Source organism: Streptomyces sp. NPDC058092 (genome assembly GCF_042884935.1).
Lineage (GTDB): Bacteria > Actinomycetota > Actinomycetes > Streptomycetales > Streptomycetaceae > Streptomyces.
Map to the genome: position 1 here is coordinate 100,162 of NZ_JBHVSY010000015.1, position 13,230 is coordinate 113,391.

Consider the following 13,230-nt stretch of genomic DNA (forward strand, 5'->3'; position numbering starts at 1 on the left):
GTCGGCACCGCCGGGACGACGCGCTCGGCTGCCGTGCCCCCGAAAGTCGTCTGCATACGTACGGACTGCGGTAGGACGACGACCTGCTCGTGCGGGGTGTGGCCGAAGACGGCCTGCCCGGGCATCCGATGCGCGGTGGCTCACCAATCGTTGCGAGCGCGCGTCCAGGCGGCGTCGCGCAGCAGGCGCAGGCCGTTGAGGCCGACGATGACGGTGGAGCCCTCGTGCCCGGCGACGCCCAGCGGCAGCGGCAGCGTGCCGGTCAGGTCCCAGATGACGAGGCCGGTGATGAAGACTGCCGCGATCACCAGGTTCTGCGCCACGAGGCGGCGGCACCGGCGCGAGAGCGCCACGGCGGTGGGGATGGTGGCGAGTTCGTCGCGGACGACGACGGCGTCGGCGGTCTCCAGGGCGAGGTCGGAGCCGGCTCTGCCCATGGCGACGCCGGTGTGGGCGGCGGCCAGTGCCGGCGCATCGTTGACCCCGTCCCCGACCACGAGGACCTTCCGTCCGGCGCCTTCCATCTCCTTGACCGCGCGCACCTTGTCCTGTGGCAGCAGACCGGCCCGGACGTCGCCGATCCCGGCCTCGGCGCCCAGGCGAGCGGCGGCGCGCGGATTGTCGCCGGTGACCAGCACCGGTGTGCAGCCGGTGAGGGCGGTGAGACGGGTGACGGTGTCCCGGGCGTCGGTGCGCAGCCGGTCGGCAATGCCCAGAGCGCCGACGGGCGTGCCGTCGAGGACGACCAGCACGGCGGTACGGCCGTCTTCCTCCAGGTGCGCGGCGAGTTCGGCAGCCCCTTCGTCCGGACGGCCGTCCAGCAGACGGGCGGGGCTGCCCACGGCGACGGTACGGCCGTCCACCGTCGCGGTGACGCCGGTGCCGGGGGTGGAGACGAAGTCCCTCACGGCGGGCAGGGCGAGACCGCGCGTCCGGGCCGCATCGGTGACGGCCCGCGCGAGGGGGTGCTCGCTGGGGTGCTCGGCCGCCGCCGCGAGGGTGAGCAGCGTGTCCGTGGTCAGACCGGGGGCGGCCAGGGGGCGGATGTCGGTGACGCGTGGGGTGCCTTCGGTCAGGGTGCCGGTCTTGTCGAGGGCCACGGCGTCGATCTGTCCGAGGCGCTCCATCACGACGGCGGACTTGATCAGCACGCCGTGCCGTCCGGCGTTGGCGATCGCGGACAGCAGCGGCGGCATGGTGGCCAGGACCACGGCGCACGGAGACGCCACGATCATGAAGGTCATCGCCCGGAGCAGCGTCGGCTGCAGGTCCGCGCCGAAGGCGAGGGGCAGGATGAACAGGGCGAGGGTGGCCGCCACCATGCCGATGGAGTACCGCTGTTCGACCTTTTCGATGAACAGCTGGGTGGGGGCCTTCGTCCCGGAGGCCTCCTCGACCATGGCGACGATCCGGGCGATCACCGAATCGGCTGCGTCACGCTCCACCGCGACCCGTAGCGCCCCGGTGCCGTTCAGCGTCCCGGCGAAGACCTCGTCGCCCTGCTCCTTGGTCACCGGCAGCGGCTCGCCGGTGATGGTCGCCTGGTCGACCTCACTGGCCCCGTCGAGGACCCGGCCGTCGGCGCCGACGCGCTCGCCGGGACGCACCAGGATCACGTCCCCGACCCTCAACCGCGCGGTAGGCACGGTCTCTTCGGCACCGCCGTCGCCGAGGCGGGCCGCCGTGGCAGGTGCGAGGTCGAGCAGGCCGCGCACCGAGTCGGCGGTCCGTGCGGTGGCGAACGCTTCCAGGGCGCCCGACGTGGCGAAGATGACGATCAGCAGGGCACCGTCCAGCACCTGCCCGATCGCCGCCGCCCCGAGGGCGGCGACGACCATCAGCAGATCCACGTCCAGCGTCCTGTCCTTGAGGGCCTTCAGGCCCTCCCACCCGGGCTCCCAGCCGCCCGCGACGTACGTCAGCGCGTACAGCGGGCCCCATGCCCACCACGGGGCGCCGAGCAGGTGCACGAGCAGCGCCGACAGGAACAGCACCAGGGCGGCCGCGGCCCAGCGGGCCTCCGGCAGAGCCAGAATCCGGGTGCGCCGTCCGGTGACGACCGCGTCCCGGACCGGGTCGGCCGACGAAGCCGGCCGGGTGAGGGTGAAAGACATGAGCGGTGATCCTTCACACGAGAGGGCGAAGTACTTCGACCCCCCGCACCATACAGGATCACATGAACACACATTCATGCGTTCATCTCCGTAGGATGTAGGGCATGGGCCACGGAGCTGACGCGAACACTGCTGCCACCGCGCGCGAGCGCCTCGACGCCGTGGGGGCCGCCGATGTGGCGGCCACCCTGCAGGCTCTTGCCACCCCGTCCCGGCTCCGCATCCTCGCCCGTCTCCAGGAGGGGCCGTGCCCGGCGACGGAACTCGCCGACGCGGTCGGCATGGAACAGTCCGCCTGCTCCCATCAGCTGCGGCTGCTGCGCAACCTCGGCCTGGTCACCGGCGAGCGCCGGGGCCGCTCGGTGATCTACGCGCTGTACGACAACCACGTCGCCGAACTCCTCGACCAGGCCCTCTTCCACGTCGAGCACCTGCGCCTCGGCCTGCACGACACCCCCGCGGAAGAAGCGGTGGGAGCCGGTGACGCGGTGGCCGCCGCCGTCCGCTGAAGCGAGTCCGGGTGCCGTCCGGGGCATTCGGGGCGCCCGGGCCGGCGAAGCTCTCCAGCCGGACGCGCCCGGTCACCCGCTGAGGCCCTCCCCGGCGAGGACTGCCGTCACGAACTCCCCGAGGATCTCGTCGAGGGTGTCCGGCCGGCCCTCGACCGTTGCCGCGCGCCCGTCGGCGACACTCCGCACGAGGCGTCGCGCCATGCCGAGATGGTCGTCCCAATCGATGCCGCCCTCGATCGCCGGCACCGGGATCGTCAGCCTCGCCGCTCGCGCCCAGGTGTCGGTCACGGGCACGAGCCGGTCGGGTTCGCCGCCGGTGTGCTTGGCGACCGTTCGGGCGGTCATCTCACGAGTCGGCACACGACGGCGGGGTCGATGTCGTCGAGTGCGCGGTGCGGGCCCGCGGCGAAGCGCATGAAGGCGTCGATCCAGCCTTCGACGTCTCCGGCTGCCGGGGCGTGGGCCTGTTCGGCCAAGACCTCCAAGGACCAGGGGTCGCGGAACTCGGGCTCACTCGTTCCGGCGCCGCTGACGACCAGCGCGCGTACCGGACCGGGGTGTTCGAGCGCGGTCGCCGGGGCCCGCGCCACCGAATGCGGGAGCGATTCTCTGCGTCTACGCTCACATGTGGATCCATGCCGCCAACGGTCGTGCACCCGATCAGAAAGCGAGATGCCCATGGAGCGGCTCAAGGCGTCGGGATTCGTCGGGGAACTCTCGGCGGAATTCCTCGGCACGATGATTCTCATCCTGTTCGGCTGTGGTGTGGTGGCCCAGGTCGTGGCGGGCGGAGCACTCACCGAACCACCGGGGGGCCTCGGGAATCACGACAGCATCGCCTGGGCATGGGGGCTCGGAGTCACTCTGGGTATCTATGTGGCGGGCAGACTGAGCGGAGCCCACCTCAATCCCGCGGTGACTCTCTCGCTCGCTGCTTTCAAGGATTTCCCCTGGAAGAAAGTGGCTCCCTACACCGTCGCGCAGTTCGCCGGGGCATTCATCGGCGCATTGCTGGTGCGTTGGAATTACACCGAGGCCCTGGCCAGGGCGGATCCCGGGCACACCATCAAGACGCAATTCGTCTTCTCCACGCTGCCTGCCAATGGGAACCCCGCACTTCCTGTCCACGAGTGGGGCGCCCTGCGGGACCAGGTCATCGGCACCGCCATTCTCGTGCTGCTGATCTTCGCCGTCACGGATCTTCTCAATACGCCACCGGGCGCCAATCTCAGCCCGTTCATCGTGGGTCTCATCGTTGTCGCCATCGGTATGGCGTTCGGTACCAACGCCGGGTACGCCATCAATCCGGCTCGTGACCTCGGGCCCCGGCTCGCGAGTTTCCTCACCGGCTACGGAGGGGCGTGGCGGGACCAGTACGGGAATCTCTACTACTGGGTGCCGATCGTGGGGCCGCTCGTGGGCGGCCTGGTCGGCGCGTTCCTCTACCAGACCTTCATCGGCCGCTTCCTGCCCGCCGCCGAAGCGGAGCCGGAGGGCACCCTCCCCCTGCCCCAGGAGAATTGACGCCCGGCTCCTTCACCGAGGGCGGACCGCGGAAAGGCGGCATGCCATGGCTGACTTCATCGGCGCGGTGGATCAAGGCACCACCAGCAGCCGCTTCATGGTCTTCGACCACGCCGGAAACGAAGTGGCCAAGCACCAGTTGGAGCACGAGCAGATTCTGCCCCGGCCCGGCTGGGTGGAACACGACCCGGTGGAGATCTGGGAGCGCACCAACTCGGTCATGCAGAACGCTCTGCGCACCGGAGGTCTCGGCGCCACCGATCTCGACGCCATCGGGATCACCAACCAGCGTGAGACCACCGTCGTCTGGGATCCCCGCACCGGCCGTCCCTACTGCAACGCCATCGTGTGGCAGGACACCCGTACCGACTCGATCGCCCGGGCCCTGGAGAACGAGGGGCACGGCGAGGTCATCCGGCGCAAGTCGGGGCTGCCTCCGGCCACCTACTTCTCCGGCGGGAAGATCAAGTGGATCCTCGATCACGTCGAGGGGGTCCGGGCTGCCGCGGAGCGGGGCCACGCGGTGTTCGGGAACACCGACTGCTGGGTGCTGTGGAATCTCACCGGCGGCCCCGACGGCGGCATCCACGCCACCGACGTGACCAATGCCAGCCGGACGATGCTCATGAACCTGGAGACGCTCGACTGGGACGACGAACTGCTGGACATCTTCGGCATTCCGAGGGCGATGCTGCCGGTCATCAACCCGTCCTCCGACCCCGAGGCGTACGGCCGCACACGCACGTCCCGGCCCCTGCGGGCCGCGATCCCGATCACCGGCGTGCTCGGCGACCAGCAGGCGGCCACCGTGGGGCAGGTGTGCTTCGAGCCGGGCGAGGCGAAGAACACGTACGGCACCGGAAACTTCCTCGTGCTCAACACCGGTACGAAGCTGATCCGGTCGCGGCACGGCCTGCTCACCACCGTCGCCTACCGGTTCGGGAAGAGTCCGGCGGTCTACGCCCTGGAGGGCTCCATCGCGGTCACGGGGTCCGCCGTGCAGTGGCTGCGGGACCAGATGAAGATCATCACCGAAGCCGCCGAGAGCGAATGGCTCGCCCGGACCGTCGAGGACAACGGCGGGATGTATTTCGTGCCGGCGTTCTCGGGCCTCTTCGCCCCGTACTGGCGCTCGGACGCCCGCGGAGCCATCGTCGGCCTCGCCCGCTACAACACCAACGCCCATCTGGCGCGTGCCACTCTGGAGGCCATCTGTTACCAGAGCCGGGATGTGGTGGACGCGATGGAACAGGACTCCGGCGTCCATCTCGATGTACTCAGGGTCGACGGCGGGGTCACGGCCAACGACCTGTGCATGCAGATCCAGGCGGATGTCCTCGGAGTGCCCGTCAGCCGCCCCGTCGTCGCCGAGACCACCGCGCTGGGCGCCGCGTACGCGGCGGGTCTCGCCACGGGATTCTGGCGCGACCAGGGCGAGTTGCGGGAGCACTGGCAGGAGTCGAAGCGCTGGGAGCCGCAGTGGAGCGAGGAGCGGCGCGCCGCGGGGTACGCCGACTGGAAGCGGGCGGTCGAGCGCACCCTGGACTGGGTGCGGGTGGAATGACGTCGGGGTCCGGCGACCGCGCCGTACGGGCGTGCCGGCGGGGCGGGCCCGTACGGCGTCCGGCGGGTCAGGCCCCGGTGCGCAGTTCGGCCAGTAGCTGGTAGACGGTGTCGGTGCCCTGCCGCAGGGCGTCGACGCCGATGTGTTCGTCGGTGCCGTGCATGCGCTTGAGCATGTCCCGGTTCACGGTGAACGGGTACATGCCGTAGACAGGTATGTTCTGTTCCCGGAACGGCACCGCGCTGGTGACGGCCTCGAACTGGCAGGCGGTGGCGCGTACTCCGGGGTGTGTCCGGCGTACGGCCGTCTGCCAGGCGCGGAAGACGTCCGTGTCGTAGCTGGAGTCGGGGGTGGCCAGATAGCCGCGCAGCCGGTCCAGGGCCTGCTGCTCGCTCTCGCCGGTGTTCCCGACCACGGTCAGCGTCGCCCGGTTGCCGATCAGTGAGCGCAGTTCGGCGACGGTACGGCCCGGATCGTCGCCGCCCGGCAGGAATGCGGCCCGGAACTCCGCGGTCGCCGTGCCCGGCACGATGCTCGGGTAGTAGCCCGACTGCGCCGAGGTGAAGGCGAGCGTGGTACGCAGCATCGCGTTGTGCAGCTCCGGGGTCTCGCTGAGCCGGACCACCGCTTCGCCGGCTCTGTCCCGCTGCTGTTCGGTACGGGCGTCGAGCATCGCGCGGACGGCCTCGGCGAGCGGCCGGTCGGTGGTGGCCTCGCCGAGTTCGGCGAAGTACCGCCGGGACAGTGCGTTGGGACGGATGCGGGCGCGCCAGTCCCCGAGTTGCTCCAGCACCTCGCCCAGCCGGATCACGGCCTGTCCGGTGAACGGCTTGGACGTGTGGGTGGCGTACGAGGAGGTCTCCAGGCGCAGCAGCAGGGAGCGCTTGTCGTTGCAGGTGAGCGAGGCGATCATGGGCGTCCTGCCGTCGCGCTGGTTGAGCACCCAGCCGCCCTCGGTGATCACCGCGCCCGCCTCGACCTTTCCGGGATGTCCGGTGAGGAACCAGCGCACCCCGTAAGGTCCTTGTTCCTCGTCGCAGTCGGACCAGAACACGATGTCGCGGTCGAAGGCCGCGCCCTCGCGGACGTGGCGCAGCAGGGCGGCGACGAAGGTGGCGTTGACGCCCTTCATGTCGAGCGAGCCGCGGCCGTACAGCTTGCCGTCCTTGATGTCACCGGCGAAGGGGTCCGTCGTCCAGGTGTCGCCGATGGCGGGGACGACGTCGGAGTGGCCGAGCAGGACCAGTGGTTTCTTCCGGGCCGGTCCGCTGCCGGGGACGCGGGCGAAGAAGTGGACGTTGCCGTTCTTGGGGGTGGGCACGATCTCGGTGCCGACCCCGGCCGCGCGGAAGACGCCCTGGAGCATCCGGGCGAGCGGCCGGGTGAGCGCGCCGTCGCCGGGGTTGCTGGTGTTCTGGCGGATCATGGCCACGGCGAGGACCACGGGGTCGGTGGGATCCCCGTCGAAGGTGACGCCGCCCGCAGCGGGTGCGGCCGATGCCGTGGGTGACGCCGACGCCATCGCGCCGAGGCCGAGCACCGTGCCCGCGACGGCCGTCGCCCCGACGCCGAGCACGGAGCGGCGTGACGGCCGGACTCCGGGGAGGCCGTCCAGGCAGGCGGAGATGACCGCTGCAGGGTTCTCCCGGTGGGCGTGGTGACCGCCCTCGACGGACAGCGTCGTGCACTCGGCGCGGGTCCACTCGGCCCAGCGGCGCACGGTCACTTCGGGCACGTGCGGGTCATCGGTCGACCACACCGCGCGCAATTCGACGTGCGGTACGGGGGTACGGCTGCCGTCGTAGCCCGCGGCCATCCGCAGATCCGCGATGACGGGGGGCAGCAGCACCTCCTCGAACTCGGGGTCCGCCGGCTGCTCCGGGTCGGTCGGTCCGGTCCCGGTGACGTAGGCACGGGCGTCCTCGACGGTCACAGAGCCCCCGTCGCCGTGGAAGTCACCGGGACACTGCCCGGCCACCGCGCAGAGCCGCGCGACCGGCACCCCCGCGTCGAGCAGCCGGCAGGACGTCTCGTACGCGAGCAGCGCGCCGAGGCCGACGCCGATCAGCACCAGTCGCCGCCCGCCCCGCAGCGCGCGTACCTCGGCCGCCACGGCGTCCGCGTAGGCGGCCAGGTCGGTGACGGGCTCCTCGTCGACGCGGGGGCCGCGGCCGGGTGGTGTGATCAGCGCGAGAGCGGTGTCCTCGGGCAGCAGGCCCCGCCAGTTCGCGAATGCCGAACCGTGCGCGCCGGTGGGCGCGAAGCAGACGGCAAGGGTGCCGGCCTGCGGGTCCGGGTCCGGCACGCTCAACCATGGGACGTTCATGCCTGCTCCTCCTGCTGGGTCCCGCTGCACGGTGCGGCGGTCGGGGTGACGGTGGGTGCGCCGAGGACGTGGCGCGGTGGTACGCCTCGGCCCGCCGGGACAGTGCTCGAAGTCCATGGCGGGCGGGGCTCCTTGGCGTGCGGGTCGGTCGTGGTGCGGGGTGGGGTCCGGGGTGGTTCAGTCGCCGGTGCCGCCCGGTCCGCGCAGCATCGCGAAGGGGACGAGCGCGCCGAGCAGCAGGACGCATGCCAGGGCGATCCAGCCGGCCGTGCCGAGGGCGAGGACGACGCCGGTCATCAGCACCGGGCCCGCGACCCGGTTGGCGACGGTGCGGCTGGTGTTGAACAGCACCAGGTAGGCGCTGCGTGACCGCTCCGGTGCCAGGTCGAAGGAGAGCGTCCACGAGGCGCCGACCTGGAGCAGTTCGGCGAACGTCAGAAGGACGACGGCGGAGCCGAGCACCAGTAGTGCTTCCCGCGCTCCGAAGCCGGGCGCGGCGGCGAAAGCCAGGGCGCCGAGGCTGAGCAGCAGTGCCGCAGTCGCGTACGAGTACCACGCGCGGCGCGTTGTGCTGTAGCAGCGGTTGAGCGGGTACTGAAGGGCGATGCACAGCACGGTGTTGACGGCGTACAGGATGCCGACGTAGCGCTCCGGTACGTCCGTCTCGGTGACGAGCCACAGCGGGAAGGCCACGTTGAGCACCGGCATCCAGAGCGACACCAGTGCGTTGTACGCGGTGAAGCCCAGGAGCCGGCGGTCCTTGAGCAGATCTCCGACGCGGGCGCTCTCGACAGCGGTCGCGGCTCCCTCGCCCCGCGCGGTGGCGTACACCACGGCCACCGCCACGTAGGCGAGTGCGCCGCCGATCAGCAGCGGCCGGAAGGCTCCGGGCGCTCCGGAGCCCAAGGCGACTCCGGCGATCAGCCCGCCCAGACTGATGCCGAGGTTGACGACGGTGCGCTGGACGGCCATCACCTTCGCGCGCAGGCTCTCGGGGGTTCGCGCACCGACGTACGACTGCACGAGCGCGGGCGAGGACTGCTCGGTGACGGCGATGACGGCGACCACGACGAGAAAGCTCCACCAGCCGTCCACCCACAGATAGCCGGCGGTGGCCAGCGCGCGCAGCAGCATCACACCGATCAGGACGGGCTTCGGCCCGAAGCGTCCGGCCAGCCGGGCGAGGGGCACGGCGGCGGCGAGGGCGACGGCTCCGCCGATCGTCAGGCCGGTGCCGACGGACGAGGTGCTGAGATGGGCGACCTTGACGAAGTAGATGGTCGAGACGGCGAGGAACAGTCCCGTGCCGGTCCACTCGATCAGCGTGGCGCCCTGGACCAGCGGCAGGAACTGCCGGTGGTCGGTTCCCGTCCGCCGCCGGTCAAGGGTGGTGCTCGTGCCCATGGTCAGTGCTCCTGATGCTTTCGGTCGAAGAAGAGGCCTTCGCGGCACGGTTGTTCCACGGCGGTGATCTCCTTGACGACGCCCTGCTCGGTCGCCCGGTCGTCGGAGTAGAGGGTGTCGCGGTATTTGCCGCCGCCGTCGTCGGCGGCCGGGCAGACCGCGAGCCGGTCGTCCGCGCGGCCGTTCCCGCGGTCGGTGAGCAGGGCGCGTGCGGCGCAGCCGCTGGATCCCCCGAGTACGAGTCCGACGTCCTCGGCGAGGATCCGGCAGACGGCGATGGCCTCGATGTCGTCGACACACACGGCACGGTCGTAGCTGTGCGGCTTCTTCAGGAACGCCGAGGGCCGGCTGGCCCCGATGTCCGGTGACAGCCGGCGTCCGGCGCTTTTGGCGACGGCCGGCAAGCAGCGTACGTCCACGGCGATCGCGGCGACATCGGGCCGGTGCGCGCGCAGATGTGCACTGATGCCTGTGAGGGTGCCGCCGCACAGCTCGCGCACCGTGCGCAGCCGGCTCAGCAGGTGGCCGCCCCGGCCGTCCGGTTCGTCGACGGCGGTCACGCGGGCGCCGCGCTCGGTGAGCATGCCGCGGGTGGCGTGCGGGGTCTTGAGATCGGCTACCGCGAGGAAGACACAGTCGACGGAGGGCAGCAGACGGGCCAGGGCCGGGCCGGGATCGCCGGAGGTGGATTCCACCACCGTGCCCGGGGTGAGCGGCCGTTCGTCGCGCAGCGCCTGCAACAGCCCCACGGCGCTGCGGTCCTTCACCGGTCCGGTGGGGCCGTACTCCGCAGATCTGAGTCCCGGACGTCGCACCCGGTCCCGGTGGGCGACGTCCAGGTGAAGTAGGGGAGTCCTGCGGAGTGCCCGTGCCAGGACGGGTTTGACACGCGGCACTGCTTCCCCCCTGTGCGATGCGTCGTTGACCTGTTCCATGGCTCGGCCGGTCTGCCCCGCTGCGCGCACTCAGACCTTAGGCATGCACCCCCCGGTGCCACCACGTCACTGCCCGGCGCCCGTTTCGCTGTTGGCCAGAACAGCGCTTGACGCCACCTCGCGCCCCCTCTTCTCCCCCGCTGCCGCTCCCAGTGCCGGGGCAGGTGAGGGCCCGTGGCCCGCCGCGTGCCGGGTCCGGCCGCCACTTCGAAATGGCCGGTTCGCAACCGGACCCGCACACCGCAACGATGACGTCAGCAGATCCGCGGCAACTGCTCCCCGACCGGCAGGTCGACCACACGTGTCCCGCCGAGCCCCGTGCGGGCCACCACCATGCCCGGGTGGGCGTCCACCGCCTCACCGATCACTGCCGCGTCCCGGCCCAGCGGGTGTGCCCGCATCGCGTCCAGGACCGCGTCGGCGTGTTCGCGCGGTACGAACGCCACCAGCTTCCCCTCGTTGGCGACGTACATCGGGTCGAGCCCGAGGATGGCGCAGGCATTGGCCACCGGCGCGGGAACGGGGACGTGTCGCTCCTGGATCAGGACGCCGATGCCCGACGCGGCCGCGATCTCGTTGAGGGATGCGGCGAGCCCCCCACGGGTGGGGTCGCGCAGTACGTGCAGGTCCGGGGTGACCGCGAGCATGACCTCCACGAGTCCGCCCAGGGCGGCACAGTCGCTCGCGATCTCGACTCCGAACTCCAGCCCCTCGCGCACGCTCATGATCGCCACGCCGTGGACACCGATCTGCCCGCTCACGATCACGACGTCACCCGGGACGACACGCTGCGGCCGCAGATCCACGCCGGCCGGGATGAGGCCGATACCGGCGGTGTTGATGAAGATGCCGTCCCCGTGACCGGCTTCGACCACCTTGGTGTCCCCCGTCACCACCTCGACGCCCGCCTTGCGCGCGGCGGCGCCGAAGGCCTCGGCGACACGCGCGACGACGGAGAGCTCGACGCCCTCCTCCAGGATGAATCCGCAGGACAGATAGGCGGCACGCGCACCGCTCATGGCCAGGTCGTTGACGGTGCCGTTGACCGCGAGGTCGCCGATGCTGCCGCCGGGGAAGAACAGCGGCCGCACCACGAAGGAGTCGGTGGAGAAGGCCAGGCGGGCGCCGCCCAGCGACACGGCCGCCGAATCGCCCAGCTGCGCCAGGGTCTCGCCTCCGAAGGCGGGGGCGAAGATGTGCTGGACCAGTTCGGCGGAGAGCACGCCGCCACCGCCGTGGCCCATGACGATGCGCGGGTGATCCCGCAGCGGGGCCGGGCACGTCCATGCTGTGGGATCGAGCGGCGGGATGCCGGAGGGAGGCGTTGCCGAAACGGCTCGGTCGCCGCGCGAGGGGGTCTCGACGGTCTCAGCCAACGGGGCTCGCCTCCAGAGGTACGGTCCTGTTCATGTCCAGCCGCCGGTAGAGGTAGTACGCGGCGCAGGCGCCCTCGCTGGAGACCATGGTGGCTCCGAGTGGGGTGCGAGGGGTGCAGACGGTGCCGAACGCCTCGCATTCGTGGGGCCTCAGCAGGCCCTGCAGGACCTCTCCGCTGCGGCATTGGGCGGGTTCACGGGTGTCGATACCGGTCACCTGGAAGCGGTATTCGGCGTCGTAGTCCCGATAGCGCGGGGCAAGCCGCCAGCCGCTGCCGGGGATGACGCCGATGCCGCGCCAGGCCCGGTCGGTCACCTCGAAGACGTCCTCCAGCATGGCCAGTGCGGCGGGGTTCCCCTCGGGGCGCACCGCGCGCGGGTAGGCGTTCTCCACGGTGTGTTCGCCGCGTTCCAGCTGGACCACGGTGCGGCGTACGCCCTCCAGGATGTCCAGCGGTTCGAATCCTGTGACCACGATCGGGACGCCGAACCGTTCGGCCAGTTCGGGATATTCACCCATGCCCATCACACTGCACACATGTCCTGCGGCGAGGAACGCCTGAACCCGGCAGTCCGGCGACCGCATGATCGCCTCGATCGCGGGTGGCACCCGGACATGGGACACGAGCAGACTGAAGTTGCGGATGCCGAGCCGACGTGCCTGATAGACCGTCATTGCATTGGGAGGAGCGGTGGTTTCGAAGCCGATTCCGAAGAACACGACCTCCCGGTCCGGGTTCTGCTGGGCGATCTTCAGCGCGTCGAGCGGGGAGTAGACGACGCGTACGTCTCCGCCCTCGCTGCGGACCCGGAAGAGGTCCCGTCCGGTGCCGGGAACGCGGAGCATGTCGCCGAAGGAACAAAAGATCACTTCGGGACGGGAGGCGATCTCCAGCGCCTTGTCGATGACTTCCAGCGGGGTGACGCAGACGGGGCAGCCCGGTCCGTGGATCAGTTCCACCTGGTCCGGCAGGAGTTGGTCGATGCCGTGCCGGATGATCGTGTGGGTCTGCCCGCCGCAGACCTCCATCAGCGCCCACGGCCTGGTCACGGTGGAGCGGATCTCGTCGAGCAGCCCGCGGGCCAGCTCGGGGTCCTGGAATTCGTCGATGTACTTCACTGCCGCGCCTCCCGCGATGCCTCGGCGGCGCCGGGCAGCGGCAGTCCGCCGGCCTCTGCCGCCATTTCCCATGGGTCGCCGAACTCCTCCTGGAGCATGCCGAGTTGGGCGAACAGCTCCAGCGTCTGCCTGGCCGACTCCTCGTCCAGTTTCTGCAGGGCGAACCCCACGTGGACGATGGCGTACTCACCGACCTGAAGGTCCGGCAGATACTCCAGACACGCTTCCTTGACCACTCCGCCGAAGTCGACGGTGGCCATGCGCGTGCCGTCCCGTTCCTCGATCTCCAGTACTCTGCCGGGCACCGCCAGGCACATGGCTTCTCCTCGCTGTTGTTGCTCCCGCCCGCCCGGTC

The 13,230-nt window shown here is 70.9% G+C and carries 12 protein-coding genes; 3 read left to right on the forward strand and 9 right to left on the reverse strand.

Annotated elements, in window-relative coordinates; translation table 11 throughout:
• Positions 1-140: 140 nt before the first annotated feature.
• Entirely contained in the window at positions 141-2,114 is a 1,974-nt protein-coding gene (locus tag ACFVV1_RS24275; RefSeq protein WP_389992755.1) for a heavy metal translocating P-type ATPase, read from the reverse strand.
• 104 nt (positions 2,115-2,218) lie between these two features.
• On the opposite strand from ACFVV1_RS24275, the gene ACFVV1_RS24280 reads away from it, so the two are divergent.
• Positions 2,219-2,623, forward strand: a complete 405-nt coding sequence (locus ACFVV1_RS24280; RefSeq protein WP_389992758.1) for an ArsR/SmtB family transcription factor — start codon at positions 2,219-2,221, stop codon at positions 2,621-2,623.
• A gap of 72 nt (positions 2,624-2,695) precedes the next feature.
• Here the strand turns inward: ACFVV1_RS24280 and ACFVV1_RS24285 are convergent, their stop codons facing one another.
• Entirely contained in the window at positions 2,696-2,971 is a 276-nt protein-coding gene (locus tag ACFVV1_RS24285) for a hypothetical protein (RefSeq protein WP_389992761.1), read from the reverse strand.
• Positions 2,968-3,216 (reverse strand): hypothetical protein, encoded by a 249-nt coding sequence (locus ACFVV1_RS24290; protein ID WP_389992763.1) that lies wholly within the window; start codon positions 3,214-3,216, stop codon positions 2,968-2,970. Before ACFVV1_RS24290 ends, ACFVV1_RS24285 begins: the two co-directional genes overlap by 4 nt.
• 88 nt (positions 3,217-3,304) lie before the next feature.
• Here ACFVV1_RS24290 and ACFVV1_RS24295 point away from each other — a divergent pair, with 88 nt between their 5' ends.
• Both ACFVV1_RS24295 and glpK read left to right on the forward strand, forming a co-directional pair.
• Positions 3,305-4,150 carry an MIP/aquaporin family protein gene (locus tag ACFVV1_RS24295; protein ID WP_389992968.1) on the forward strand — a complete coding sequence of 282 codons (846 nt, stop codon included), beginning with the start codon at positions 3,305-3,307 and terminating at the stop codon, positions 4,148-4,150.
• Positions 4,151-4,196: 46 nt separating this feature from the next.
• Positions 4,197-5,714, forward strand: a complete 1,518-nt coding sequence (glpK, locus tag ACFVV1_RS24300; protein ID WP_389992765.1) for a glycerol kinase GlpK — start codon at positions 4,197-4,199, stop codon at positions 5,712-5,714.
• Positions 5,715-5,781: 67 nt separating this feature from the next.
• On the opposite strand, the gene ACFVV1_RS24305 is transcribed toward glpK, so the two are convergent.
• The 6 genes from ACFVV1_RS24305 to ACFVV1_RS24330 form a co-directional block, all read right to left on the reverse strand.
• Entirely contained in the window at positions 5,782-8,040 is a 2,259-nt protein-coding gene (locus ACFVV1_RS24305; protein WP_389992768.1) for a M20/M25/M40 family metallo-hydrolase, read from the reverse strand.
• Between the two features lie 177 nt (positions 8,041-8,217).
• On the reverse strand, positions 8,218-9,444 hold the full coding sequence (locus ACFVV1_RS24310) for an MFS transporter (protein WP_389992771.1): 1,227 nt from the start codon (positions 9,442-9,444) through the stop codon (positions 8,218-8,220).
• A 2-nt stretch (positions 9,445-9,446) separates the two neighbouring features.
• Positions 9,447-10,193, reverse strand: a complete 747-nt coding sequence (locus ACFVV1_RS24315; protein WP_389992773.1) for a pyridoxal-phosphate dependent enzyme — start codon at positions 10,191-10,193, stop codon at positions 9,447-9,449.
• Positions 10,194-10,633: 440 nt separating this feature from the next.
• Complete coding sequence (hypE, locus tag ACFVV1_RS24320) at positions 10,634-11,689, reverse strand: hydrogenase expression/formation protein HypE (RefSeq protein ID WP_389992971.1); 1,056 nt, start codon at positions 11,687-11,689, stop codon at positions 10,634-10,636.
• A 58-nt stretch (positions 11,690-11,747) separates the two neighbouring features.
• The gene (gene hypD / locus ACFVV1_RS24325) at positions 11,748-12,875 is read right to left on the reverse strand and encodes a hydrogenase formation protein HypD (RefSeq protein ID WP_389992775.1); all 1,128 of its coding nucleotides are present in this window, start codon (positions 12,873-12,875) and stop codon (positions 11,748-11,750) included.
• The gene (locus ACFVV1_RS24330) at positions 12,872-13,192 is read right to left on the reverse strand and encodes a HypC/HybG/HupF family hydrogenase formation chaperone (protein ID WP_389992778.1); all 321 of its coding nucleotides are present in this window, start codon (positions 13,190-13,192) and stop codon (positions 12,872-12,874) included. The genes hypD and ACFVV1_RS24330 overlap by 4 nt, the downstream gene beginning before the upstream one ends.
• Between the last annotated feature and the right edge of the window lie 38 nt (positions 13,193-13,230).

Bases quoted from the DNA above. Each gene is read 5' to 3' on its own strand.
- ACFVV1_RS24275 (WP_389992755.1), bottom strand. From the start codon at position 2,114: ATGTCTTTCACCCTCACCCGGCCGGCTTCGTCGGCCGACCCGGTCCGG.
- ACFVV1_RS24280 (WP_389992758.1), top strand. From the start codon at position 2,219: ATGGGCCACGGAGCTGACGCGAACACTGCTGCCACCGCGCGCGAGCGC.
- ACFVV1_RS24285 (WP_389992761.1), bottom strand. From the start codon at position 2,971: ATGACCGCCCGAACGGTCGCCAAGCACACCGGCGGCGAACCCGACCGG.
- ACFVV1_RS24295 (WP_389992968.1), top strand. From the start codon at position 3,305: ATGGAGCGGCTCAAGGCGTCGGGATTCGTCGGGGAACTCTCGGCGGAA.
- glpK (WP_389992765.1), top strand. From the start codon at position 4,197: ATGGCTGACTTCATCGGCGCGGTGGATCAAGGCACCACCAGCAGCCGC.
- ACFVV1_RS24305 (WP_389992768.1), bottom strand. From the start codon at position 8,040: ATGAACGTCCCATGGTTGAGCGTGCCGGACCCGGACCCGCAGGCCGGC.
- ACFVV1_RS24310 (WP_389992771.1), bottom strand. From the start codon at position 9,444: ATGGGCACGAGCACCACCCTTGACCGGCGGCGGACGGGAACCGACCAC.
- ACFVV1_RS24330 (WP_389992778.1), bottom strand. From the start codon at position 13,192: ATGTGCCTGGCGGTGCCCGGCAGAGTACTGGAGATCGAGGAACGGGAC.